This window comes from Saccharothrix sabaoui (assembly GCF_051756985.1).
Taxonomy (GTDB): Bacteria; Actinomycetota; Actinomycetes; order Mycobacteriales; family Pseudonocardiaceae; genus Actinosynnema.
In genome coordinates this window covers 1-23,970 of the sequence record NZ_JBPKJK010000027.1, presented here as the reverse complement: position 1 = coordinate 23,970, position 23,970 = coordinate 1, and the positions used below count along the sequence as shown (strand labels likewise).

Here is a 23,970-nt window from a genome sequence, read left to right as displayed (position 1 = left end):
CCGGCATACGTACCAAAGTGTGGTCTATCACCCACTTTCGGGGGATACGAATAAGCCGTTCAGCGTCCTGATCAGGCGGTTCGGGCGTACCCCTGTGCAACCAATCGGCGGACGAGCCCTTCCGGTGATGTTTCCTCCGCCGTCATCGCGAAGCAGAGGTGGTCGCGCCAGTCGCCGGCCACGTCGAGGTACCGCCGGAACAGGCCCTCCTGGCGGAACCCGGCCTTGGCGAGCACGCGCATCGACGCGGCGTTCTCCGGCCGCACGGTCGCCTCCAACCGGTGCAGGCCGCCCTCGCCGAAGGAGTGGTCCACGACGAGCGCCAGCGCCGCCGTGGCCACGCCGCCGCGCGCCCGGTCCGCGGCCACCCAGTAGCCGACCCACGCCGAGCGCAGCGAGCCGCGCACGATGTTGCCGACGGTGATCTGGCCGGCCAGCTCGCCGTCCACCGTGATCGTGAACGGCAGGGCGTGGCCGCGGCGGGCCATCGACTTCAGCGACGACCACTGCGCGGGCCACGCGAGCACGGCGTTGCGCTCCTGCCAGCCGTCGACCGCGGTGGGCTCCCAGTCCTCCAGGTACGCCTGGTCGCGCAGCCGGGTCCTGGACCACGCGGCGGCGTCGAACAGCCTGGGCGGGCGCAGCGCCACGAGCCCCGCGTCCACCCGCAGCGGCCCGAGCAGCGCGGGCCAGCCGGGATGGCGACCGCCTTCCCACGCCAGGCTCATCTATCCCCTCTGCGCCAGGAAGCTGACCACGACCTCTTCGCCGACCGCCACGTCCGTCACGTCCTCGTCCACCATGACCAGGCAGTTCGCCTCGGCCAGGGACGCCAGCAGGTGCGACCCGGACGTGCCGAGCGGCTGCACCAGGTACTCGCCGCTGTCCGCGTCGCGCAGCAGCTGGCCGCGCAGGAACCCGCGCCGCCCCTTCGTGGAGGTCAACGGCGACAGCAGGCGCGCGGTGACGGCCCGGCGGTACGGGTTGCGCTTGCCGAGCGCGGCGCGGATCAGCGGGCGCACCAGCACCTCGAACACGACGAGCGCGCTCATCGGGTTCGCCGGCAGCAGGAACGTGGGCACGGCGTCCGGCCCGAGCCGGCCGAAGCCCTGCACCGAACCGGGGTGCATCGCCACCCGCGTCACGTCGACGTCGCCGAGGTCGGCCAGGGCCGCGCGGACCTCGTCGCCGATGACGCCCCCGACGCCACCCGCGACGACCACGATCTCGGACAGCAGCAGCCTGCCCTCGACGACCTCGCGCAGCCGGCGCGGGTCGGCGGACTGGATGCCGACCCGGCTCACCTCGGCGCCCGCGTCCCGGGCCGCCGCGGCGAGCGCGTAGCTGTTCACGTCGTAGACCTGCCCCTGGCCGGGCGTGCGGTCGACGTCGACGAGCTCCTCGCCGACGGAGACCACCGACACCCGCGGCCGGGGGTGGACCAGCACCTTGTTGCGGCCGACGGCGGCCAGCAGGCCGACCTGGGCCGCGCCGATGACCGCGCCGCGCCGGACCGCGACGTCACCGGTCTGCACGTCCTCGCCGGTGCGGCGGACGAACGCCGCCGACGGCACGGACCGCTGCACCGTCACCTTCGCCGCGTGCCCGTCGGTGTAGCCGAGCGGCACGACGGCGTCGGCCAGCGTGGGCAGGGGCGCGCCGGTCGCCACCCGGACCGCCTGACCGGGCTGCAACCGTCTGGGCTGGCGCGACCCGGCGGGGATCTCACCGACCACCGGCAGCTGCACCGGTTCCTCGTTGGCGGCCTGCACGTCGACGCTGCGCACCGCGTAGCCGTCGACGGCCGCCTGGTCGAACCCGGGCAACGCGCGCTCCGCGACGACCTCCTCAGCGCAGAGCAGGCCCTGCGACTCGGAGATCGCCACCCGCACCGGGGCGGGCCGCACGGCGGCGGCCACGACCCGGGCGAGCTGCTCTTCCACTGACCTCATGTGTGTCCTCGTTCAGGAGTTGCCGAGGCGTTCCCGCAACCACTCCCGCAGGTCGGGGCCGTAGTCGGGGTGCTCAAGCGCGAAGTCAACCGCAGCCTTGAGGAATCCCCCGGGATTGCCCAGGTCGTGTCGCCCACCCCGGTGGACGACCACGTGCACGGGGTGACCCTCGTTGATCAGCAGCGCGATGGCGTCGGTGAGCTGGAGCTCGCCGCCCGCGCCCGGCGTGATCCGCTTGAGCGCGTCGAAGATCGCCCGGTCGAGGAGGTAGCGGCCGGCCGCGGCGAACGTGGACGGCGCGTCCTCGGCCTTGGGCTTCTCCACCATGCCGACGACCCGCTTCACGTCGTCGTCGCCGATCTCCTCGACGGCGAAGACGCCGTAGGCGGAGATCTGCTCGCGCGGGATGTCGAAGGCGCACAGCACGGTGCCGCCGTGCTCCTCGCGGACCGCGGCCATCTTCGCCAGCACGCCGGTGGGCAGCACGAGGTCGTCCGGGAGGAGGACGGCCACGGCTTCGTCGTCGCCGGTCAGGTTGCCCTCGGCGCAGCCGACGGCGTGGCCCAGGCCCAGGGCCTTGTCCTGGACCGCGGTCTCCACGGTGAGCAGGTTCGGCGCGCGGCGGACCTTGTCGAGCAGGTCCGACTTGCCCCGGGCCTCGAGCGTCTGTTCCAGTTCGGGCTGCGGTCGGAAGTACTCGGCCACCGCGTCCTTGCCCGGCGAGGTCACGATCACGAGCCTGGTCGCGCCGGCCTCGGCGGCCTCGGCGGCGACGTACTCGATGCCGGGGGTGTCGACGACCGGCAGCAGCTCCTTGGGCACCGCCTTGGTGGTCGGGAGGAAGCGCGTGCCCAACCCCGCCGCGGGCACGATTGCTGTCTGGAAGGCGCTCATGAAATGCGAGGGTAACGGCGTGCTCGGGGTGATCCGCGATGACGTCCGGTGAACGTGACCGGAAGGCGACTCTCCGCACACGGCTGCGGTCCCTGCGGCGCGCCGCGGTGATGCCGTCGATGGCGTCCGAGGTGCTGACGACCGTCGCGGCGTTCGCCGTCCGGCCAGGTCAGGCGGTGTGCGCCTACGCGGCGTCGGCACGCGAGCCGGGGTCGGTGGCGATGCTGGACGCGCTGGTCGGCGCGGGGCTGCGGGTGCTGCTGCCGGTGGTCGTCGGGGACGGGCTGGCGTGGGCCCGGTACGACGGCCGGCTGCGGCCGGGGGCGTTCGGCCTGCCGGAGCCGGTGGGCGCGCCGGTGGACGCGTCCGGGGCGGCGTTGGTGCTGGTGCCGGCGCTGGCGGTGGACCACGCGGGCGTGCGGCTGGGCAAGGGCGGCGGGTACTACGACCGGGTGCTGGGGTCGTGGGCGGCGCCGAAGGTGGCGGTGGTGCGGGACGAGGAGTTCGTGCCGGTCCTGCCGGCCGAGCCGCACGACGTCCGGGTGGACGCGGTGCTGACGCCGTCGGGCCTGGTCCGCCTGCCGCTGGAGGTGCCGCCGGGGGTGCCGCCGGCGGGCCCGCCGCTGTGACGTTGACCTGTGGTGTTTGCGCCACGTGGAATGGATGCCGCATCATCGTGGTTGGCACTCGTGACGTCCGAGTGCCAAAGGACTCGTTGGAGGGTTGACCGTGCCGACCTACCAGTACGCCTGCACCGAGTGCGACCACCGGTTCGAGGCGGTGCAGGCCTTCACCGACAACGCGCTGACCGACTGCCCCGAGTGCGCGGGCAGGCTGCGCAAGCTCTACGGCGCGGTGGGCGTGGTGTTCAAGGGCAGCGGCTTCTACCGCAACGACAGCCGGTCCTCCTCCGCGTCCCCGTCCGCGCCGGCGGCCAAGGGCGAGTCGAAGGGCGAGTCGAAGAGCGAGTCGACCTCGTCGACGCCGGCCTCGACCCCGTCCTCTTCCTCCTCCTCTTCCTCGTCGTCGACGCCCGCCGCGGCCGCGTCCTGAGGTAGTTGTCCACAGGTCCCGGAGTTGTCCACAGCTCCGGGACTCGTGCTGTCCCCACCTCCCGCCCGCCCCTACCGTCGATCCCATGGTGCTCATCAGAAGGATCTTGGCGGGTGTGCTGGCGCTGGTGGCGGTCGTCCTGGCCGTGCTGCCGGCGGGCCCCTCGGTCGAGGTGGTCGTGGCGGCGCGCGACCTGCCCCCCGACGTGCCGCTGACGGAGGACGACGTCCGGGTGGCGTCGCTGCCGCCGCCGCTGGTGCCGTCGGGCGCGGTGGCGCGGGCGGACGCGGTGGGGCGTGCGCTGGTCAGCGCGGCGAGGTCGGGCGAGCCGTTGACGGACGCCCGGCTGGCGTCGGCGACCCCCGGTGCGTCCTCGGTGGCGGTGCGGCTGGCCGACGCCGGCGTGGCCGGGCTGCTGAGACCGGGGAGCCGGGTCGACGTGGTGGGCGCGGAGGCGCGCGTGCTGGCGTCGGACGCGTCCGTGGTGGCGGTGCGGGACGGTGAGGTGGTGGTGATCTCGGTGGACCGCGCGACGGCCCGGCGGGTGGCCGCCGAGTCCCTGGCCAACCCGGTCGCCCTCACCCTCCGCTGACCACCGGCCGCGTTCCACACCCCCGCCCGGCGCGCTCCCGCACGCCTGGCACCCGGCAGGTTCCCGCACGCCTGGCACGTCCGGCGGGCGAGCCCGGCGGGCCACGCGCGCCGGGGCCGCGCCGGAACCGTGCCGCCACCGCCAACGCCACCGGTTTCGGCCGTCCGGTGCGTTCGGGTCCGGCGTCCGCGGGTAGGGGACGGGTGATCGCGGAGAGCACCACGTCCGGCTCGCGGGCACCCGGTGCGGCCCGAGCCGTTACCCTCCGCTCGCCCAGCACCCCCGGACGGAGGAGTCAGCAGTGATCAAGGGCTTCAAGGACTTCCTGATGCGCGGCAACGTCATCGACCTGGCCGTGGCCGTGGTCATCGGCGCCGCGTTCAACGACATCGTGAAGGCGTTCACGTCCTACCTGATCAACCCGATCATCGCGTCGTTCGGCGGCGCCAACGTCAACGGGCTCGCGGTGCAGCTCGGCGACAACGAGAAGACCGTCATGGACTTCGGCGCGATCATCACGTCGATCATCAACTTCATGATCGTGGCGGCGGTCGTCTACTTCATCTTCGTGCTGCCGATGAACAAGATCAAGGATCGTCGCAAGCGGGGCGAGGAGGCCGGTCCGCACGAGCCGACCGACGTCGAGCTGCTCAAGGAGATCCGCGACCTGATGGCGGCCCAGCAGAAGACCCAGACGCCCTTGCAGCGCCGCTACGACGACGACGCCTGAGCCCGCCGGAGGGGCGGGGCGGCCGGACCGGCCGGTCAGTTCAGGCCGGTCGGGTCCGGGCGATCGGGTTCGGGCGTCAGCCGCCGTGGTGCGGGGGGCGGTTCTCCCGGTACCAGTCCTCGTCCCGGGGAGTGGGGCGCGGGTCGTCCGAGGTGCCGTCCGGGAGGACGTCGCCGAAGACCTCGGCCAGGCGGCGACGCCGGGCCGCCTCGCGTGCGCGGGCGGTCGCGGCGTCGTCGTCCTGCGGGGTCGTCACGACTCTTCTAGGCCCGAGATCTGGTCGATCACGTAGGGCACGAGGGCCGAGAGGGTCGCCATGCCGTCGCGGACCGCCGAGCGGGAACCCGCGAGGTTGACCACGAGGGTGCTGCCGGAGATGCCCACCAGGCCGCGGGAGATGCCGGCGTCCACGGCGCCCGCCGCCAGGCCCGAGGCGCGCAGCGCCTCCGCGATGCCGCTGATCGGCCGGTCGAGGACGCCCTGCGTGGCGTCCGGTGTGACGTCGCGCGGCGACACGCCCGTGCCGCCGACGGTGACGACCAGGTCGACACCGCCGATCACCGCGGTGTTGAGGGCGGCGCGGATGTCCACGATCTCGCCCTCCACCGCGACGGTGCCGTCGACGATGAACCCCGCTTCTTCCAGCAGCTCGGTGACCAGCGGACCCGTGCTGTCGTCGTGCTCCCCGTGCGCCACCCTGTCGTCCACGATCACGACGAGGGCGCGTCCCAGGCGCTGCGCGCTGCGTTCCATGCGGGCAACCGTAGCCAATCACCGGATCTGACGGTTCCGTGACATGACGCTGTGGGCCCGCGTGTTCCGGTCGTCGCGCCCCTAACGTCGGTGACGTGCGCGTTCTCCTCACCGGCGGAGCCGGGTTCATCGGGTCACACATCGCCGACCGGGCGCGGCTGTCCGGGCACGAGGTGGTCGTCCTCGACGCCTACCTGCCCCAGGCGCACCCGACGCCGACCGGGCCGGCGCACGACGTGACCGACCTCGACGCGGTCCGCCGGCTGCTGGCCGGTGTGGACGTCGTGTGCCACCAGGCGGCGGTCGTCGGGCACGGGCTCGACCCGGCCGACGCCCCGCTGTACGCCCGCAACAACGACCTGGGCACGGCCGTGCTGCTGGCCGCGATGCACCGGGCCGGGGTGGGGCGGCTGGTGCTGGCGTCGTCCGTGGTGGTCTACGGCGAGGGCCGCTACGAGTGCGCCGAGCACGGCGTGGTGCGGGCCGCGCCGCGCCGGCAGGCCGACGTGGACGGGGGCCGCTACGAGCCGCCGTGCCCCCGGTGCGGTGAACCGCTGGAGCCGCGCCTGGTGCCCGAGGACGCGCCGCTCGACCCGCGCAGCACGTACGCCGCGAGCAAGCTCGCCCAGGAGCACTACGCGGCGGCGTGGGCGCGGCAGACCGGCGGGCACGTGTGGGCGTTGCGCTACCACAACGCCTACGGGCCGCGGATGCCCCGGGACACGCCGTACGCGGGCGTGGCGAGCCTGTTCCGGTCGGCGCTGGAGCGCGGCGAGGCCCCGACCGTGCTGGAGGACGGGCGGCAGCGGCGGGACTTCGTGCACGTCTCGGACGTGGCGCGGGCCAACCTGGCGGCGGTGGAGCGGGAGGGCGAGGCGGGGGCCCTCACGCCGGTGAACATCTGCTCGGGCGAGCCGCGCACGGTCGGCGAGCTGGCCGGGCACCTGGCGCGGGCGTGCGGCGGGCCCGCGCCGCGGGTCGTCGGCGGGGCGCGGGCGGCGGACGTGCGGCACGTGGTGGCCGACCCGGGCCGGGCCCGTGACCTGCTCGGCTTCCGTGCCCGCACGTCGTTCGCCGAGGGCGTCGAGCGGTTCGCCACCGACCCGCTGCGCTGAGCGGTTCGGGGGAGCGTCAAAAAATTTCGCGGGAATCCTCGCCGGCGATGTCGAGAACCCGTACCCGGCCGCGTCCCCCGGATGAACGCGACCACACTGGGTCGGCCCGCACCGAGGAGAACCACGATGGCCAAGTACCTGCTGCTCAAGCACTACCGCGGCGCGCCGGCGGCGGTCAACGACGTCCCCATGGACCAGTGGGCGCCGGAGGAGATCACGGCGCACGTCGCGTACATGCGGGACTTCGCGGACCGGCTGGAGAAGACCGGCGAGTTCGTCGACGGCCAGGCGCTCGCCCCCGAGGGGACGTTCGTCCGGTACGACGGCGAGGGGCGACCGCCGGTCACCGACGGCCCGTTCGCCGAGACCAAGGACCTCATCGCGGGCTGGATGGTGATCGACGTCGACAGCTACGAGCGCGCCGTCGAGCTGGCCGGTGAGCTGTCGGCCGCGCCGGGGGCGGGCGGGAAGCCGATCCACGAGTGGCTCGAACTGCGCCCGTTCCTGTCGGCGCCGCCCACGATCACGGAGTGACCACCGGCATGGACGAGGCCCTGATCCGGAGCCTCACGCCCGGCGTGCTCGGGGTCCTCGTCCGCCGCGGGGTGGATTTCGCGGCGGCCGAGGACGCCGTGCAGGACGCGCTGGTCGAGGCGGTCCGCACCTGGTCCGACGACCCGCCGCGCGACCCGAAGGGCTGGCTGGTCACGGTGGCCTGGCGCCGGTTCCTCGACGCGACCAGGGCGGACGCCGCCCGCCGCCGGCGGGAGGACGCGCTCGACGAGGAGCCGCCGCCCGGACCCGCGCCCGCGGTGGACGACACGCTCCAGCTCTACTTCCTGTGCGCCCACCCGTCGCTGACGCCGTCGTCGGCGGTCGCGCTCACGCTGCGCGCCGTCGGCGGGCTGACCACCCGCCAGATCGCCCGGGCCTACCTGGTGCCCGAGGCGACGATGGCGCAGCGGATCAGCCGCGCCAAGCGCACCGTCGCCGACGTGCGGTTCGACCGGCCCGGCGACGTCGCCACCGTGCTGCGCGTCCTCTACCTGGTGTTCAACGAGGGCTACTCCGGCGACGTCGACCTCGCCGCCGAGGCCGTCCGGCTCACCCGGCAGCTCGCGGCGTCGATCGACCACCCGGAGGTGGCGGGGCTGCTCGCCCTCATGCTGCTGCACCACGCCCGGCGCGCGAGCCGGACCGCGCCGGACGGCAGCCTGGTGCCGCTCGCCGAGCAGGACCGCGGGCTGTGGGACACGGGGGCGATCGCCGAGGGGGTCGGCATCCTCCAGGCGGCCCTCGCCCGCGACCGGCTGGGCGAGTTCCAGGCCCAGGCCGCCATCGCCGCGCTGCACGCCGACGCGCCCACCGCCGGGGAGACCGACTGGGTGCAGGTGGTGGAGTGGTACGACGAGCTGGCGCGCCTGACCGACAGCCCGGTCGTCCGGCTCAACCGCGCGGTGGCCGTGGGCGAGGCGGACGGGCCGCGCGCGGGGCTGGCGGCGCTCGCGGAGCTGGACGACTCGCTGCCGCGCCACACGGCGGTGGCGGCGTACCTGCACGAGCGCGACGGCGACCCGGTGACGGCGGCGCGCCTGTACGCCGAGGCGGCCCGCCGGGCGACCACGCTCGCCGAGCACGTCCACCTGACCCGCCAGGCCGCCCGCCTCAACGCCCGTCCCGGCGTCGGGGAGTGATACCCGACAGCCGCCACCGACAGCCGCCAGTGGCACCCGCCGATGACGGACGGCGGTGACGGACGGCGGTGACGGCCGCCTGACGCGTGCGGGAGTGGGCGACCCCGCGCGTCAGGCGGGGCCGTCGGCCGCGACCAGGGGGAGGCGGACCTCGAAGCGGCAGCCGGGGCCGTGGTTGCGGGCGGTGATCGTGCCGCGGTGCGCCTCGACCAGGCCGCGCGCGATGGCCAGGCCCAGGCCGCCGCCCACGGGACGGCGGTGCGGGGCGCCGCGGAAGGCCACGTCGAACACGCGCGGCAGGTCGGTGTCCGGGATGCCGCCGCACGCGTCGTCCACGCGCAGCAGCGCCGAGGGGCCGTCCACGTCGACCCGCACGGCCACCGTGCCGTCCGGCGGGGTGTGCCGGATCGCGTTGGACAGCAGGTTGCGCACGACGCGCGCCAGCTCCGGGTCGCTGCCCGGCACCACGGGCCACGTCGCGGCGTCCGCCCGCAGCACCACGCCCTTGCGGGACGCCACCGGCGACTCGGCCGCCACGACCTCGCTCACCACGTCCGCCAGCGGCACGTCGGAGAGGGTCAGCCGGAGCGCGCCGGCGGTGATGCGGGACAGCTCGAACAGGTCGTCGACCATCCCGGACAGCGCCTCGGCCTCCGCCGAGATGCGCCCCGCGTAGTCGGTGACCTCGTCCGGCCGCGCGACGACGCCGTCCGCGAGCGCCTCGGCCATCGCCCGGATGCCCGCCAGCGGCGTGCGCAGGTCGTGGCTGATCCACGCCACCAGCTCGCGCCGCGACGCCTCGGCCGCGCGCTCCCGGGCCCGCGCCTCCCGCTCCCACACGCTGCGCCGCGCCAGCGCCCGCCCCGACAGCACCGCGGCCGGCACCGTCACCAGGGCCACCAGCACGCACACCAGCAGCGTCGTCATCAGGATCGGGGTGAACATGAACCCGCTCACCGCGAGCACCCCGCCGATGGTCGCCACCACCGGCACGATCGCCAGCACGGTCATCGCGCGCGCCAGCGAGCCGTCCGTCGACCGCCGCAGCACGAGCACGCCGATCAGCGCCAGCGGCAGCGAGAACAGCACCGCGTACGGGAGGACGTGCCCGACCTCGACCAGCATCACGCGCCCCCGTCGTACCGGTAGCCGACGCCCCACACGGTCGCGATGCGCACCGGCCGCGCCGGGTCGGCCTCGACCTTCTCCCGCAGCCGCCGCACGTGGACGGTCACGGTGGACTGGTCGCCGAACTCCCAGCCCCACACCCGCGCCAGCAGGTCGGCGCGGGAGAACGCGGTGCCCCGGTGGGTCAGGAAGAACACCAGCAGGTCGAACTCGCGGGTGGTGAGCGCCAGCTCCGCCCCGCCCAGCTCCGCCGATCGCGCGCCCACGTCCACGCGCAGCCCTCGGTCCTCCAGCACCGAGGGCGACCGCACCGCCGCCGCCCTCGACCGCCGCAGCACGGACGTGACGCGCAGCGCCAGCTCGCGCGGGCTGAACGGCTTGGTCACGTAGTCGTCCGCGCCGAGCTGGAGGCCGGCGATGCGGTCCTCCTCCTGGCCGAGCGCGGTCAGCATCACCACGGGCACGGCGCTGCGCCGCCGCAGCAGCCGGCACACCTCCAGGCCGTCCACGCCGGGCAGCATCAGGTCGAGCACCACGAGGTCCGGTTCCCGCTCGGCGAACCGGCGCAGCGCGGTCTCGCCGTCGCCGACCAGCTCGACCTCGTGCCCGGCCAGCTCCAGGTAGCGGCGGACCACGTCCCGCACCACCACGTCGTCGTCCACGACGAGCACCCTGTCCACAGCAGCCTCACCAGTTGGTCAGCAGGAGGTGGTTGACCGCGAGCGCGGTCACCGCTTGCACCACGAGCCATGGTCGTCGCCGGTCGGGCACCAGCACCACCAGCCACACCGTGAACGGCAGCCAGATGCGCTCGACCTCGGCCTTGCTCAGCCCCGACGCGTCGGCCAGCAGGACCGTGGCCGCCGCCGCGCCCGCGAGCACCAGCGCCGGGCCGCGCCACCGCGCCGCGAACGGGGCGAACCCGCAGGCCAAGACCGCCGCCGCGAGGTTCGCCCACACCCAGTAGCCGTACCAGCGGGACGAGGCTATGCCCTGGTGGTACCGCTCCACGACCAGGTGGTAGCCGTCGAGCCACCAGAACCCGAGGGCCGCGAACACCGCCACCACCACCGCCGCGCCCAGCACGGCCACGCCGACCTCCCGCCACCGCGCGGCCCCGCGCCGCCACAGCACGGCCAGCGCGAGCACGCCCAGCAGCACCAGCCCGTAGGACAGGAACAGCGCGAACCCGAGCACGACCCCGCCGAGCAGCGGCCGGCCGACCGCGAGCAGCGCCACCCCGCACGCCGCGACGCCCGCGAACAGCCCGTCCGCCGACACCCCGAACCACACCGCGCCGGGGAACAGCGCCACGAACGGCAGCACCGCGCGGGCGTGCCCCTCGGACACCACCGCCCGCACGGTCACCGGCACGGCCACCGCCACCAGCGCGCCGACCAGCACGGTGAACGCCGACGCCCACGCGCCGCCGGCCAGCCCGACCCGGTCCAGGCCGACGTACACCAGCAGCGCGCCCGGCGGGTGCCCGGACACGTGCGTGGTCCACGAGTCGGGCTGGAAGTCGAGGACGCGGTCGGCGAACCCGCGCAGCAGGCCGGGCACGTCGGTGACGCCCGGCACCTCGTGCAGGTACTCGTCGGACGTGGTGAGCCTGCCCGCGAAGCCGCGTTCCCAGCCGTCCACCAGGGCGAGGGAGGTCGTCCACGCCACCGTCGCCACCCAGGTCGCGCCGAGGGCCGCCCGCCACGGCAGCCGCGCCGCCAGGTCCGGGCCGCGCGCGACGACGGCGACGGCCACCAGGACCGCGAGGGGCGTGCCGACGCCGACGTGCGGCAGCCACGTGGCGAACAGCGGCGGCGCGCCCGCGAACGTCAGGTCGGGGTCGAGGCCCGCACCGACCACGGCGGCGAGGACGACCAGGGCCGCGGCGGCCAGGACACGGGGCACGCGCCCACCGTAGGGCGTCCGGGGGCCGGCGGAGGGCGTGCGGCAGCATCCGTCAGCGGTCCGTAAGGAGTGGGCCGCACGTCAGGATTCGGTAAGCACCGCAAGGGTTCTGCACCCTCCACGGTGGACCGATGCTCGGGGTGTGGACGAAATCGACGTGGTGCTCCCCTGCCTGGACGAGGCGGCGGCGCTCCCGCTGGTGCTCGGCGCGATGCCCGCCGGCTACCGGCCCCTGGTGGTGGACAACGGATCGCGCGACGGGTCGCCCGATGTCGCGCGCTCGCTCGGCGCGGAGGTGGTGCACGAACCCCGGCCCGGGTACGGCGCGGCGGTGCACGCGGGCGTGGAGCGGGCGCGGTCGGAGGTGGTGTGCGTGCTCGACGCGGACGGCTCGCTCGACCCCGGCGACCTGCCGGCGCTCGTGGCGCTGCTGGCGGGCGCGGACCTGGCGGTCGGGCGGCGGGTGCCGTCGGCGGGGAGTTGGCCGTGGCACGCGCGGGCGGGCAACGCGGTGCTGGCGGCCCTGCTGCGGCGGCGCGGCCTGCCGGTGCGCGACATCGCCCCGGTGCGCGCGTTCCGCCGCCGCGACCTGCTCGACCTGGGGGTGCGCGACCGGGCGTTCGGCTACCCGCTCGAACTGCTGCTGCGCGCGGGCGCGGCGGGGTGGCGGGTGGTGGAGCGGGACGTGCCCTACGGCCCGCGCGCGGCCGGGACGAGGTCGAAGGTGTCGGGTTCGGTGCGCGGCACGGTGCGCGCGGTGCGCGACATGGCGGGGGTGCTGCGGTGACGCCGGTCAGCCTGCTGGTGGTCGCCAAGGCCCCGGTGCCGGGGTTGGCGAAGACGCGGCTGTGCCCGCCCGCGTCGCCGGAGGAGGCGGCCGACCTGGCCGCCGCCGCGCTGCTGGACACGCTGGACGCGGTGCTGCGGACGCCGGGCGCGCGGCCGGTGGTGGCGTTGACCGGGGACCTGGGCGCGGCCCGGCGCGAGGACGAGGTGCGGGCGGCGCTGCGGCACTGCGTCGTCGTCCCGCAGCGGGGTGACGGGTTCGGCGAGCGGTTGGCCAACGCGCACGCCGACGCGCACCGGGCGCACGGCCTGCCGGTGTTCCAGATCGGCATGGACACGCCGCAGGTCACGCCCGCGCTGCTCGGCGGGGCGATCGGGCTGCTCGACGGGCACGACGTGGTGGTGGGTCCCGCGCTGGACGGCGGCTGGTGGGCGCTCGGTCTGCGGGAGCCCGCCCTGGCGCGGCGGTTGGCGGACGTGCCGATGTCGCGCGACGACACGGGGGTGCGCACGGTGCTCGCCTTCCGGGACCGCGCGGTGGGGACCGCGCCGGCACTGTCCGATGTGGACGACGTGGTGGCGGCCCGGGAGGTCGCGGACGCGGCGCCGGGGACGCGGTTCGCCGAGGCGTTCGCGCGGCTGGGGGTGGCGAGGTGACCGCGTTCGACGTGGGGCTGGGCGGTGCGGAGTGCCGGTTGGAGTTCGGCGACGGCGGTTCGCAGGTGCTGCCGGTCGCGCGGTGGCACGACGACGCAACGGGCAGCGGCGCTGCGGCTGGCGACGCCGCGGCTGGCGACGCTGCGAACGGCGACGCGGTGCTGCTCGACGCCTGCCGAGGCGCGACCATCGACCTCGGGTGCGGCCCGGGGCGGCTGGTCGCGGCGTTGGCGAGGCGGGGCGTCACCGTGCTGGGGGTGGACAAGTCGCCGCTCGCGGTGGCGTTGACCAGGGCGCGGGGCGGGCCCGCGTTGCGGCGCGACGTGTTCGGACGGCTGCCCGGTACCGGACGGTGGCGGCACGCGCTGCTGGCCGACGGCAACATCGGCATCGGCGGCGACCCGACAGCCCTCCTCCGCCGCACCCGCCGCCTGCTGCACCGCCACGGCACCGTCCTGGTCGAAACCGAACCCCCCGGCTGCGGTCTGTGGCGTGGCCCAGCCCGGATCAACGGCGGCGCCTGGTTCCCCTGGGCCCGAGTGGACGCCCAAGCCCTCACAGCGGCGGCCGAACACGCCGGATTGTCACCCCGTCGGATTGTTGAACAAAAGAATCGCTGCTTCGTAGAACTAGAACGATCCTGACCCACCGCGGCCGCAGCCCAGCGGCAACCGACGCCCGCCCGAAAGCCGCCCGAAAGCCGCCGCACAAACCGAGCCGAATTCATGACGGCAACCGCCTGCGCCTGCGCGCAACCCGGCGCGTGGGCCAGCGCGGCAACCAGCCGGCAATCAGCTTGGCAACCAGAGCGGCGCCCAGCGCGGCAACCAGCGCGGCAACCAACTCGGCGACCAGGGCGGCAACCAGCGCGGCGATCAGGGCAGTGACTAGAGCGGCAAGCAGGGCGGTGATCAGCGCGCAAACGCTTGCGTCTACAGGGCGGCGCGACGCTTGGTCGGATCGCCGGATTGTTGAACAAGGGGATTGCCGGCTTGGTGCAGTGCAGTTGCGGGTCTGTTGGATTGTTGGACGAGGGGATTGTCGGCTTGGTGCAGTGCAGTTGCGGGTCTGTTGGATTGTTGAACGAGGGGATTGTCGGGTGTGGGAATTGGAGCGGTTGTGAGAGTGCCGCGAGTGCGTCGGGAATCGAGTCCGCACACCGCCACCAGAATCGGCGCTTGGTTGGGGGTGGCATTCGGGCTGTGCTTCGTGACCGGCCTGCTCAGTCACGCCATCCAGCACCCGCCGGGGTGGTTCGCGTGGCCCACCAGGCCGGTCTGGCTGTACCGGGTCACGCAGGGCGTGCACGTCACCTCGGGCGTGGCGGCGATCCCGCTGCTGCTGGCCAAGCTGTGGACGGTCTACCCGAAGCTGTTCGGTCGCCCGCTCGTGCGGAACGTCCCGCACGCCCTGGAGCGCGGCTCCGTCCTCGTCCTGCTGGGCGCGGCGTTCTTCGAACTGGTCACCGGGTTGTTCAACGCCGCCCAGAACTACCCGTGGGGCTTCTTCTTCCCCCCGGCCCACTACGCGGTCGCCTGGGTCGCGGTCGGCGCGCTGCTCGTGCACGTCGCCGTGAAGATGCCGCTGTTCCGCACCCCGCCACCAACGGAGGAAGTCCGGCGCGGGACGTTGTCGCGGCGCGGGTTCCTGCTCACCACCGGCGGGGCGGTGGCGCTCGCGGTGCTGGCCACGGCGGGCGGCACGGTGCCGTGGCTGCGGCAGGTGTCGGTGCTCGGCGCGCGCTCCACCCGGCTGCCGGTCAACCGCACGGCGCGGGCGGCCGGCGTGGAACCCGTGGGCGACGACTGGCGGCTCACCGTGGGCGGCCGGCGGTTCGGCCTGGCCGAGCTGGGGGCGTTGCCGCAGACGACGGCCGAGCTGCCGATCGCGTGCGTCGAGGGGTGGAGCGCGTCGGCCACGTGGACCGGCGTGCCCGTGCGGGACCTGCTGGCGCTGGCCGGGCTGGACCCCACCGACGTCGTGGTCGAGTCGCTGGAGCGCGACGGGCTCTACCGGACCTCGACGCTGCCCGCCGCGCACGTCCGCGACCCGCTGACGCTGCTGGCGCTGCGCCTCGACGGCGCTCCCCTGCCGCTCGACCACGGCCACCCGTGCCGGCTCGTCGCGCCGAACCGCCCCGGGGTGCTCCAGACCAAGTGGGTCGTGAAGCTGGGGCCGGCGACGTGAGGGCGTTCAGGTGGGTGCTCGGCGCGCTCGGCGTCGCCGCCGGGCTGTGGGGCGCGGTGCTGCTGCTCCCCCTGCTGGACGTTGACCTGCTGGTGTGGTTCCTCGGCGGTCCGGTGGCGCACGACCTGCTGCTGGCACCGCTCGTCGGCGGCGTCGGGTTGGCGGTCGCGCGGTGGGTGGCCGCGCCGTGGCGGGTGCCGGTGGTGGTCGGCGGGGTGCTGTCCGGGGTGCTCGTGCTGCTCGCCGTGCCGCTGCTGTGGCGGCCGCACGCGGGACCGGCCAACCCCGGCCTGCACGACCGCGCCCACGGGCCGTGGCTGCTGGCGGCCGTCGCCGCGATCTGGCTCGGCGTGCTCGTGACCGGCCTCGTGAGGGGCCTGGTCCGGGAAAGGAAAGGGCCGCACTCCGGCGGGTGAGGGGTACTCGCCGGGATGCGGCCTCGTCTCCGGCTCGGGGGCACGCGAGCCGGGTTCCACCACCGGCCCGGGGCACGTCGGGCCGGTGGAGCCTCGGGTTACCTGACCTCGACGGGCTGGCTGCCCAGCGTCACCTCGACGGTCCGGTCGCGGCCGATGGTCAGCTGCACCTTCTCGCCCGGTGCGCGGGACCGGACGGCCGCCACCAGGGCGTCGGAGCTGTCGATCGGGCGGTCGCCGAACCTGGTGATCACGTCGCCGGCCTTCACGCCTGCCGCCTCGGCCGCGCCACCCGCCGTGACCTCGCGGACCAGCGCGCCGCCGTCCTCGTCGTCGCCGACCGAGACGCCCAGCACGGTCTGCGTGGCCTTGCCGGTCTCGGACAGCTCCTTCGCCGTCCGCCGGGCCTGGTCGACCGGGATGGCGAAGCCGATGCCGACCGAACCGCCCTGCGCCGACTGGCCGGAGTTCGGGCTGTAGATGGCGGAGTTGATGCCGACGACCTGGCCCTGCATGTTCACCAGCGGGCCGCCGGAGTTGCCGGGGTTGATCGCCGCGTCGGTCTGGATGGCGTTGAGCACCGTGGCCTGGGTGCCCTGCTCGCCGCCCGCCCGCACGGGGCGGTTGAGGGAGCTGACGATGCCGGACGTCACCGTGCCGTTGAGGTCGAACGGCGACCCGACGGCCACGACCTGCTGGCCGATGCGCAGGTCCGAGGAGTTGCCCAGCTCGGCCACGGGCAGGTCGTCGACGTCCTCGGCCTTCACCACGGCCAGGTCGGACGTCGGGTCGCGGCCGACGATCCGCGCGTCGAACGAGCGGCCGTCCTGGAGCTGCACCTTGATGGGGCCGCCGCCCGCGGCCGACTCGACCACGTGGTTGTTGGTCAGCACGAGGCCGTCGGAGCTGAGCACGAACCCGGACCCGGCGCCGCCGCTCACCTGCACCTGCACGACGGTGGGCAGCACCTTCTGGGCGACCTGCTCGATCGAGCCCTCGGCCGCCGCGCCGGTCCGCTGCGCGGGTGGGGCCTGGTTGAGCGCGTTGGCGACCGGCCCGGACCGGTCCGCCGCCTCGTAGCCGACGTAGCCGCCGACCCCGCCCGCCACTCCTCCGACGGCGAGCACGAGCGCGGCGACCCCGGCGACCACCTTGCCCCGACCCCGTCGCGGGGGTGCGGTGACGACCGATCCGGGCGGTGCGTAGTAGGGGCCCGACTGGCCGGGGAAGACCCCCGGCGCGCCGGGCCCGTCCGGCTGCGCCGCACCCGAAGGGGAGGGGGCGGACGAGCCGGGGTGGCCCTGCACGGCGGTCTGCGCGGCGCCGTACGGGCCGGTGTGCTCCGGGCGCTGGAAGCCTCCCTGCCAGGCTCCCGCCCCGGTGCCCGGACCGGTCGCGGGGAACCCGGCGCCGCCCTGCGCGGCGCCGAACCCACCCGTCCCGGCCTGGCCTGCGGTGGGGTGGGGGCCGCCCTGCACGGCACCCACCCCGCCGTCGGTCCGACCGGCGCCGCCCTGCACGGCACCGGCCACACCCTGCCCGGCCTGGCCGGCGCCGCCCTGCACGGCACCCGCCTCACCGGGGTTCGACCGACCGGCAGCCGCCGGCGGGTCGACGTCCGCCGGGTGGCCGGCGCTCGTGTGCGCCGACGTCCCGGGGGCGGGCTCGCCGGTGGGGACCGGTGAGCCGAAGTCGTCGTTCCGGGGGCGGCCGGCGCTGCCCTGCACAGCGCCGGCCGATCCCGCGTCCGACCGGTCGACCCCTGCCGCCGACCCGTCGGGACCCGGCTGCCCAGCACCCTGCTGCTGGTCGCCGGCGTACTCGTGACCGTGCTCGGCGCCGCGGGCCCAGGGGCTGTGCTGCTGGGGCTCCTGCGGCTGGCGCGGCTGCTCGCTCTCGGTCATGTCCACCACTCTGCGTTGCCCGCCTGAGAGGAGCCTTAAACGAAACTGGGCATCAGTTGTGAACTCCTCCGGGGTGGCCCGCCTGGATCGGGTGACCCGCTGAGCCGGGGTCACGGCCGGTGACCGCGCGGGAGCTGCGACGATGTGCGCCGACCCTGCGAGGAGGCGGACGTGGCACTGGTCGAGGTGGAGCTGCCGGACCCGACGTGGATGCGGGCGCGGTGGGCGGCGTTCGCCGCGGTGCGCGCCGCGCGCGGCTGGGGCGACGGCTGCCGGGCGGACGGCGCGGTGTGGCACTACGACGACGGCGGCGGCAACTGGGCCGAGCTGCACCGGTTCGACGGGGGCCGGGCCCTGCTGCTGGGGCACGACCACGAGTACTCCGACACGTACCACGGCCGTGCCGCCGAGTACTTCCAGGAGGAGGAGACCGACCTCCTGGCCGACGCGCCCGGGTGGTGGGCGGGGCCCGTGGACGAGGCCCAGGCCGCCGGCCTGTGGGTGGGCTTCGCGTACGGCTTCGAGGACGGCGCGTGGCGGCGGGCGGACTACGACCTCGACGACGGGTTCGACTCGTTGGCCCCGCCGTTCGCCGACGACGTGCGGTGCCGCGAGCTGATCACCCACTTCACCGAGGACCACGCCGGCCCCGAGGCGGTGGACGCGCTGATCGCCGCCGACGCCGACGTGACGGAGGACCTCGTGACCGCCGTGGTGGGCGCCCGACCGGGCTGGGACCCGGCGGCCGGCACCGCCGCCGCCCGCCGCTTCCTCTGACCCGCGGGTCGCGAGCGCATGACTCACGGGTCGTGAGCGCATGACTCACGGGTCGTGAGCGCATGACTCGCGGGTCGTGAGCGTTGGACTCGCGGGTCAGGCGGGGCGGAGGCGGTCGGCGATCTGCTCGGGGGTGGCGTCGTTGACCCAGACGCCCATGCCGGACTCGGAGCCCGCCAGGTACTTGAGCTTGTCGGCGGTGCGCAGCACGGAGAAGACCTCCAGGTGCAGCCACGCCAGGTCGCGGCCGGTGCGGACCGGGGCCTGGTGCCAGGCGGCGATGTAGGGCAGCGGCCGGTCGTAGAGGGCGTCCAGGCGGTGCAGGACGGTCAGGTACAGCGCCGCGAAGTCGTCCCGCTCGGCGTCGGTCAGGGCGGGCAGGTCGGGGACCTGGCGGTGCGGCACCAGGTGGACCTCGACCGGCCAGCGCGCGGCGGCCGGGACGAACGCGGTCCAGTGCGCGCCCTCGGCGACCACGCGGGTGCCGACGGCGCGCTCCGCCGCCAGCACGTCGCCCATCAGGGGACGGCCGTGGGCGGCGCGGTAGTCGGCGGCCACCGACAGCATCCGCTCGGTCTTCGGCGTCACGAACGGGTAGCCGTAGACCTGGCCGTGCGGGTGGTGCAGGGTGACGCCGATCTCCTCGCCCCGGTTCTCGAACGGGAAGACCTGCTCCACGCCCGGCATCCCGCCGAGCGCGGCGGTGCGGTCGGCCCACACGTCCACGACGGTGCGCACCCGGGACACCGGCAGCTGCCCGAACGACGTGTTGTGGTCCGAGGTGAAGCACACGACCTCGGCCCGGCCGCGCCCCGGCGCGCGCGCCACCATCGGCATCCCGTCCACGGTGGACGGCAGGTCCGGCACGCCCTGCGCGAACGACGGGAACCGGTTCTCGAACACCGCCACGTCGTAGGACGACTCGGGGACCTCGGTCGGCTTGTCCGGTGTGGACGGGCACAGCGGGCACAGGTCCGCCGGCGGCTTGTACGTCCGGGTCTGCCGGTGCGCGGCCATCGCCACCCACTCGCCGGTCAGCGGGTCGCGCCGCACCTCCGACAGCGGCTGCGTCCTCGGCAGGTCCCGGGTGTCCACCGCGTGCCGCGGCGGCGCGTCCGGTGTGTCGTCGAAGTAGATGATCTCCCGACCATCGGCAAGTTTCCCCGCCGTGCGCCTCACGCCAGTTCCTCTCCGCGCCCCGGCACGTGCGCCAGGACCAGTTCCCCGACCTGCTCCCCGAGCACCGCGCGCGCGGGCTCGGCCAACCCCTCGTCCGTCACCAGCACGTCCGCCTCGTCCAGCCCGGCGATCGTGGAGATGCCGACGGTGCCCCACTTGGTGTGGTCGGCGACCACCACCACGCGTCCCGCCGCGTCCACCAGGGCGCGGTCGGTCTCGCTCTCGTTCAGGTTGGGCGTGGTGAAGCCGGAGCGCTCGGCCATGCCGTGCACGCCCAGGAACACCACGTCCAGGTGCAGCGATCTCAGCGCCTGCACGGCCACCGGCCCGACCAGCGCGTCGGACGGCGTGCGCACCCCGCCGGTCAGCACCACCGTGCGGTCGGTGCGCCCGCTCTGCTGGAGCACGTCGGCGACCCGGATCGAGTTGGTCACCACGGTCAGGTCCGGGATGTCGTCGAGGAACCGCGCGAGCGTCCACGTGGTGGTGCCCGCGGACAGCCCGATCGCCGTGCCGGGGCGCACCAGGCCCGCGGCGTGCGCGGCGATGGCCTCCTTCTCCGGCAGCTGGCGCACGGACTTGGCCTCGAAGCCCGGTTCGTCGGTGCTGCGGCCGACCACGGACGTGGCCCCGCCGTACACCTTCTCCACGAGGCCGCGCACGGCGAGCACGTCGAGGTCGCGCCGCACGGTCATGTCCGAGACGCCCAGCCGCACGACCAGGTCGCTCACCCGGACCGCGCCCGTGCGGCGTACCTCTTCCAGGATCACCGCTTGTCGTTGCCGCGCCAGCACCGTCACACCTCTTCCCTGACCACGACCACGTCGCCGGCGGGGACGACCAGGCGCCCGGACGCGCGTGCGCCCGTGAGCAGCTCGACCCCCGCGGCGGGCAGCTCCGCGTCGGAGTCGCCGTGGTTGACCGCGATCAGCCACGATACGGGCGTCCCGGACACCTCACCGCGCCGGCGCACGACCTCGACGCCCGGCACGCCGGCCGGCACGCCCGCGTCGGCCAGGGCGGTCCGCACCAGCCGGTCGAGCCCGTCGCCGGTCAGGCCGCACGCGAGGTAGCGCGCGACGCCGGCGCCGTACGCGTGGCGGGTCACGGCGGGCACGCCCGGCAGCGGACCGTCGACGTACGAGGCCACGGCCTCCGCGCCCTCGACGCGGAGGTGCTCGGTCCACACCCCGGCGGTCGAGCCGTCGTCCAGCGCGACGACCTGCCCGGCGCGCAGCGGGTGGAACTCCTCGGTGCGCACGCCCAGCAGCTCGCGGAACGGGCCGGGGTAGCCGCCGAGGTGCACGTGGCCGCGCCGGTCGGTGGTGCCGGTCAGGTAGGTGACCAGCAGGTGCCCGCCGCCGGAGGCGTACCGCTCGTACGGCGACGCGTCGTCCACCAGGTGCAGGGCGGGCAGCACGACCAGGGCGTACCCGGACAGGTCGGCGCCGGGCGGCACGAAGTCGACGGTCGCGCCCGCGCGCCACAGCGACCGGTACAGCGCCAGCGCGTTCGCCCGGTGGTCGAAGTCGGACGTCGGGTGGGCGGGCTGGGCCAGCGCCCAGCCCGACTCCCAGTCGTGGACCAGCGCCACGGACGCCTCGACCCGGGAGCCGAGCAGCTCGGCGAGGCGGCCGTACTCCGCGCCGACCCGTTCGACCTCGCGGAACACCCGCGTCTCCGGGCCGGCGTGCGGGACCATCGCCGAGTGGTAGCGCTCCGCGCCCGCCCGCGACTGCCGCCACTGGAAGAACAGCGTGCCGTCCGCGCCGCGCGCGAGGTGCTGGAACGAGTTGCGCCGCAGCTCGCCGGGCAGCTTGGCGACGTTGCGGGCCTGCCAGTTCACCGCCGACGTCGAGTGCTCCATGAGCAGCCACGGCGCGCCGCCCGCGAGCCCGCGCGCCAGGTCGGCGGAGAACGCCAGCTCGACGTGCCGCTCGTCGTCCTCGGCGCGCGTGTAGTGGTCGTTGGACACGAAGTCGACCTCGGCGGCCCACTTCCAGTAGTCCAGCGCGCCGAACGTCCACGTCACCATGAAGTTCGTCGTCACCGGCACGCCCGGGGTGACCTCGCGCAGCACGTCCCGCTCGGCCTTGAACAGCTCCAGCAGGGCGTCGGAGGAGAACCGGTCGAAGTCGAGCAGCTGGCCGGGGTTGCCGAACGACGGCGTGGCGCGCGGCGGCAGGACCTGCTCCCACGAGGTGTAGCGCTGGCTCCAGAACGCGGTGCCCCACGCCTCGTTGAGCGCGTCGAGCGTGCCGTGCCGCTCCCGCAGCCACGCCCGGAAGGCGACCGCGCACCGGTCGCACCAGCAGCGGGACACGTGGCAGCCGTACTCGTTGTTGACGTGCCAGGCGGCCAGCGCGGGGTGGTCGCGGTACCGCTCGGCCAGGGCGCGGGCCAGCGCGACGGCCTTCTCCCGGTACACGGTCGAGCTGGGGCAGTACGCCTGGCGCGAGCCGTGCGAGAGGCGGGTGCCGTCGGCGGTCACCGGCAGCACCTCGTCGGCGTGCGCGGCGGTGAGCCACGGCGGCGGCGAGGCGGTCGCGGTGGCGAGGTCGACCCGCACGCCGGCCTCGTGCAAACGGTCCAGGACGCGGTCCAACCAGCCGAACTCGTAGCGCCCCTCTTCCACTTCCAGCAGGGCCCACGAGAAGATCGCGACGCTCACCAGGTTCACCCCGGCCCGGCGCATCAGCGCGACGTCGTCGGCCCACACGGCCTCGGGCCACTGCTCGGGGTTGTAGTCGGCGCCCCAAGCCGGGCCGGCGATACCGGTGGGCCAAGTCGTCATGCCACAAGAGTGCTCGACGTTGCACGCGAACGTCAACACAGTCAAACAACAGCACTCGGAAAGCCTTGACAGGGCGTGTGGCGCCCACCACATTGTGCGTACTTCTGTTGACTCTCTGTTCGTTTAACCACCGCCGAGTGTCACCCGTAGGAGCGACAATGACGACGTTCTACGCACCGAAGCCCAACCGCCGGGCCCTGTTACGGCTGCTCCTCGCGGGTGCGGGCGCGGCGGCCGTGCCGGGACTGGCCGCGTGCGGCTCCGGCGGCAGCGGGTCCTCGGCGGACACGGTGTCGTTCGGCAACAACCAGTCCGACCAGGTGCCCAAGGACGCGATCACCGCCGTGCTCAGGTCCTTCGAGGAGGGGTCCGGGCTCAAGGTCGCGGTCAACACCAAGCAGCACGAGCAGTACCAGGAGCAGATCAGCAACTACCTCCAGGGCAGGCCGGACGACGTGCTGGCCTGGTTCGCGGGCTACCGGATGCGGTTCTTCGCCGAGAAGGGCCTGACCGGCGACCTGTCCGAGGTGTGGTCGACGGTCTCCGCCGGGTACGGGCCCGCGCTCAAGGAGGCGTCCACCGCCTCGGACGGCAAGCAGTACCTGATCCCGTTCACCCAGTACCCGTGGGGCGTGTTCCACCGCAAGAGCGTGTGGCTGCAGCGCGGCTACGAGGTGCCGAAGACGCTCGACGAGTTCGTCGCCCTGGCCACGAGGATGAAGTCCGACGGCCTCGTGCCCATCGCGTTCGCGCAGAAGCAGGGCTGGCCCGGCATGGGCACGTTCGACCAGCTGAACTTCCGCGTCAACGGTTACCGGTTCCACGTGGACCTCATGGCGGGCAGGGAGGACTGGCAGGGGCCGAAGGTCCGCGAGGTGTTCGACACCTGGAAGCGGCTGCTGCCGTTCCACCAGGAGAACGCGCTCGGCCGCGAGTGGCAGGAGGCCGCGCAGGGCCTCCAGCAGGGCAAGGCCGGCATGTACCTGCTCGGCTCGTTCGTCGCCCAGCAGTTCACCGGGCCCGACGCCGACGACCTCGACTTCTTCCCGTACCCGGAGATCAACCCCGAGCACGGCCAGGACACCGTCGAGGCCCCGATCGACGGCTACATGATGTCCCGCGAGCCCGGCAACGCCGCGGGCGCGCGCAAGCTGCTGGAGTTCCTGGCCACGCCCGCCGCGCAGCTGGCCTACCTCAAGGCCGACCCGACCGCGATCGCCACCTCCGGCGAGGCCGACACGTCGGGCTACAACGCGCTCCAGCTCAAGGCCGCGCAGGTCATCGAGGAGGCCGCGCACATCACCCAGTTCCTCGACCGCGACACCGACCCCCGGTTCGCCTCCGACGCCGCGACGAACGGCCTCAACGCGTTCATCCAGGACCCCGACGACGTCGACTCCGTGCTGAAGGGCATGGCCGACCAGGCGAAGACGATCTTCACGGGGTGACGG

Annotated in this window: 26 protein-coding genes; 14 read left to right on the top strand and 12 right to left on the bottom strand. The window is 74.5% G+C overall.

Annotation, left to right across the window (positions count from 1 at the left end):
• Positions 1-71 precede the first annotated feature (71 nt).
• Genes ACR807_RS11070 through ACR807_RS11060 form a run of 3 tightly spaced genes read right to left on the bottom strand, consistent with a single transcriptional unit; the run spans position 72 to position 2,846 of the window.
• The gene (locus ACR807_RS11070; RefSeq protein WP_438921153.1) at positions 72-728 is read right to left on the bottom strand and encodes a GNAT family N-acetyltransferase; all 657 of its coding nucleotides are present in this window, start codon (positions 726-728) and stop codon (positions 72-74) included.
• Complete coding sequence (glp, locus tag ACR807_RS11065; RefSeq protein WP_438921152.1) at positions 729-1,952, bottom strand: molybdotransferase-like divisome protein Glp; 1,224 nt, start codon at positions 1,950-1,952, stop codon at positions 729-731.
• 12 nt (positions 1,953-1,964) lie between these two features.
• A complete protein-coding gene (locus ACR807_RS11060; protein ID WP_438921151.1) occupies positions 1,965-2,846 on the bottom strand; it encodes a UTP--glucose-1-phosphate uridylyltransferase in 882 nt (293 codons plus the stop codon).
• A gap of 38 nt (positions 2,847-2,884) precedes the next feature.
• Here ACR807_RS11060 and ACR807_RS11055 point away from each other — a divergent pair, with 38 nt between their 5' ends.
• The 4 genes from ACR807_RS11055 (at position 2,885) to mscL (ending at position 5,221) form a co-directional block, all read left to right on the top strand.
• On the top strand, positions 2,885-3,475 hold the full coding sequence (locus ACR807_RS11055) for a 5-formyltetrahydrofolate cyclo-ligase (protein ID WP_438921150.1): 591 nt from the start codon (positions 2,885-2,887) through the stop codon (positions 3,473-3,475).
• A gap of 100 nt (positions 3,476-3,575) precedes the next feature.
• Entirely contained in the window at positions 3,576-3,899 is a 324-nt protein-coding gene (locus ACR807_RS11050; protein WP_438921199.1) for an FmdB family zinc ribbon protein, read from the top strand.
• A gap of 85 nt (positions 3,900-3,984) precedes the next feature.
• Positions 3,985-4,491, top strand: a complete 507-nt coding sequence (locus ACR807_RS11045) for an SAF domain-containing protein (RefSeq protein ID WP_438921149.1) — start codon at positions 3,985-3,987, stop codon at positions 4,489-4,491.
• A gap of 301 nt (positions 4,492-4,792) precedes the next feature.
• Positions 4,793-5,221 (top strand): large conductance mechanosensitive channel protein MscL, encoded by a 429-nt coding sequence (mscL, locus tag ACR807_RS11040; RefSeq protein ID WP_438921148.1) that lies wholly within the window; start codon positions 4,793-4,795, stop codon positions 5,219-5,221.
• Between the two features lie 76 nt (positions 5,222-5,297).
• Here mscL and ACR807_RS11035 read toward each other — a convergent pair whose 3' ends face one another.
• Positions 5,298-5,477 (bottom strand): hypothetical protein, encoded by a 180-nt coding sequence (locus tag ACR807_RS11035; protein ID WP_438921147.1) that lies wholly within the window; start codon positions 5,475-5,477, stop codon positions 5,298-5,300.
• Positions 5,474-5,974, bottom strand: a complete 501-nt coding sequence (locus ACR807_RS11030) for a MogA/MoaB family molybdenum cofactor biosynthesis protein (RefSeq protein WP_438921146.1) — start codon at positions 5,972-5,974, stop codon at positions 5,474-5,476. Before ACR807_RS11030 ends, ACR807_RS11035 begins: the two co-directional genes overlap by 4 nt.
• Positions 5,975-6,069: 95 nt before the next feature.
• Between ACR807_RS11030 and ACR807_RS11025 the strand changes: the two genes are divergently transcribed.
• The 3 genes from ACR807_RS11025 to ACR807_RS11015 all read left to right on the top strand — a co-directional run bounded on the left by ACR807_RS11025 (position 6,070) and on the right by ACR807_RS11015 (position 8,783).
• Entirely contained in the window at positions 6,070-7,089 is a 1,020-nt protein-coding gene (locus ACR807_RS11025; protein ID WP_438921145.1) for an NAD-dependent epimerase/dehydratase family protein, read from the top strand.
• Positions 7,090-7,215: 126 nt separating this feature from the next.
• Positions 7,216-7,623: a YciI family protein gene (locus tag ACR807_RS11020; RefSeq protein ID WP_438921144.1), complete on the top strand. Its 408-nt coding sequence runs from the start codon at positions 7,216-7,218 to the stop codon at positions 7,621-7,623.
• 8 nt (positions 7,624-7,631) lie between these two features.
• Positions 7,632-8,783, top strand: a complete 1,152-nt coding sequence (locus ACR807_RS11015) for an RNA polymerase sigma factor (protein WP_438921198.1) — start codon at positions 7,632-7,634, stop codon at positions 8,781-8,783.
• 111 nt (positions 8,784-8,894) lie between these two features.
• On the opposite strand, the gene ACR807_RS11010 is transcribed toward ACR807_RS11015, so the two are convergent.
• Genes ACR807_RS11010 through ACR807_RS11000 form a run of 3 tightly spaced genes read right to left on the bottom strand, consistent with a single transcriptional unit; the run spans position 8,895 to position 11,819 of the window.
• Complete coding sequence (locus tag ACR807_RS11010; protein ID WP_438921197.1) at positions 8,895-9,908, bottom strand: sensor histidine kinase; 1,014 nt, start codon at positions 9,906-9,908, stop codon at positions 8,895-8,897.
• Complete coding sequence (locus tag ACR807_RS11005) at positions 9,908-10,591, bottom strand: response regulator transcription factor (RefSeq protein ID WP_438921143.1); 684 nt, start codon at positions 10,589-10,591, stop codon at positions 9,908-9,910. Before ACR807_RS11005 ends, ACR807_RS11010 begins: the two co-directional genes overlap by 1 nt.
• A 7-nt stretch (positions 10,592-10,598) precedes the next feature.
• A complete protein-coding gene (locus ACR807_RS11000) occupies positions 10,599-11,819 on the bottom strand; it encodes a hypothetical protein (protein WP_438921142.1) in 1,221 nt (406 codons plus the stop codon).
• A 151-nt stretch (positions 11,820-11,970) separates the two neighbouring features.
• Here ACR807_RS11000 and ACR807_RS10995 point away from each other — a divergent pair, with 151 nt between their 5' ends.
• The 5 genes from ACR807_RS10995 to ACR807_RS10975 all read left to right on the top strand — a co-directional run bounded on the left by ACR807_RS10995 (position 11,971) and on the right by ACR807_RS10975 (position 15,865).
• Positions 11,971-12,606, top strand: a complete 636-nt coding sequence (locus tag ACR807_RS10995; RefSeq protein WP_438921196.1) for a glycosyltransferase family 2 protein — start codon at positions 11,971-11,973, stop codon at positions 12,604-12,606.
• Positions 12,603-13,262 carry a TIGR04282 family arsenosugar biosynthesis glycosyltransferase gene (locus tag ACR807_RS10990; RefSeq protein ID WP_438921141.1) on the top strand — a complete coding sequence of 220 codons (660 nt, stop codon included), beginning with the start codon at positions 12,603-12,605 and terminating at the stop codon, positions 13,260-13,262. The genes ACR807_RS10995 and ACR807_RS10990 overlap by 4 nt, the downstream gene beginning before the upstream one ends.
• Positions 13,259-13,906 carry a class I SAM-dependent methyltransferase gene (locus ACR807_RS10985; protein ID WP_438921140.1) on the top strand — a complete coding sequence of 216 codons (648 nt, stop codon included), beginning with the start codon at positions 13,259-13,261 and terminating at the stop codon, positions 13,904-13,906. Before ACR807_RS10990 ends, ACR807_RS10985 begins: the two co-directional genes overlap by 4 nt.
• A 463-nt stretch (positions 13,907-14,369) precedes the next feature.
• Positions 14,370-15,449 (top strand): molybdopterin-dependent oxidoreductase, encoded by a 1,080-nt coding sequence (locus ACR807_RS10980; RefSeq protein WP_438921195.1) that lies wholly within the window; start codon positions 14,370-14,372, stop codon positions 15,447-15,449.
• Positions 15,446-15,865, top strand: a complete 420-nt coding sequence (locus tag ACR807_RS10975) for a hypothetical protein (RefSeq protein WP_438921139.1) — start codon at positions 15,446-15,448, stop codon at positions 15,863-15,865. Before ACR807_RS10980 ends, ACR807_RS10975 begins: the two co-directional genes overlap by 4 nt.
• A 98-nt stretch (positions 15,866-15,963) precedes the next feature.
• Here ACR807_RS10975 and ACR807_RS10970 read toward each other — a convergent pair whose 3' ends face one another.
• Positions 15,964-17,769 (bottom strand): S1C family serine protease, encoded by a 1,806-nt coding sequence (locus tag ACR807_RS10970; RefSeq protein ID WP_438921138.1) that lies wholly within the window; start codon positions 17,767-17,769, stop codon positions 15,964-15,966.
• Positions 17,770-17,940: 171 nt separating this feature from the next.
• Here ACR807_RS10970 and ACR807_RS10965 point away from each other — a divergent pair, with 171 nt between their 5' ends.
• The gene (locus ACR807_RS10965) at positions 17,941-18,546 is read left to right on the top strand and encodes a proteophosphoglycan 5 (RefSeq protein ID WP_438921137.1); all 606 of its coding nucleotides are present in this window, start codon (positions 17,941-17,943) and stop codon (positions 18,544-18,546) included.
• 96 nt (positions 18,547-18,642) lie between these two features.
• Here the strand turns inward: ACR807_RS10965 and galT are convergent, their stop codons facing one another.
• Genes galT through ACR807_RS10950 form a run of 3 tightly spaced genes read right to left on the bottom strand, consistent with a single transcriptional unit; the run spans position 18,643 to position 22,519 of the window.
• Entirely contained in the window at positions 18,643-19,725 is a 1,083-nt protein-coding gene (galT, locus tag ACR807_RS10960) for a galactose-1-phosphate uridylyltransferase (protein ID WP_438921136.1), read from the bottom strand.
• Positions 19,722-20,519 (bottom strand): DeoR/GlpR family DNA-binding transcription regulator, encoded by a 798-nt coding sequence (locus tag ACR807_RS10955; RefSeq protein ID WP_438921194.1) that lies wholly within the window; start codon positions 20,517-20,519, stop codon positions 19,722-19,724. The genes galT and ACR807_RS10955 overlap by 4 nt, the downstream gene beginning before the upstream one ends.
• Positions 20,520-20,521: 2 nt before the next feature.
• Positions 20,522-22,519, bottom strand: coding sequence for a beta-galactosidase (locus ACR807_RS10950; RefSeq protein WP_438921135.1), 1,998 nt, complete (start codon positions 22,517-22,519; stop codon positions 20,522-20,524).
• A gap of 158 nt (positions 22,520-22,677) precedes the next feature.
• On the opposite strand from ACR807_RS10950, the gene ACR807_RS10945 reads away from it, so the two are divergent.
• Entirely contained in the window at positions 22,678-23,967 is a 1,290-nt protein-coding gene (locus tag ACR807_RS10945) for an ABC transporter substrate-binding protein (RefSeq protein ID WP_438921134.1), read from the top strand.
• The last annotated feature ends 3 nt before the right edge of the window (positions 23,968-23,970 follow it).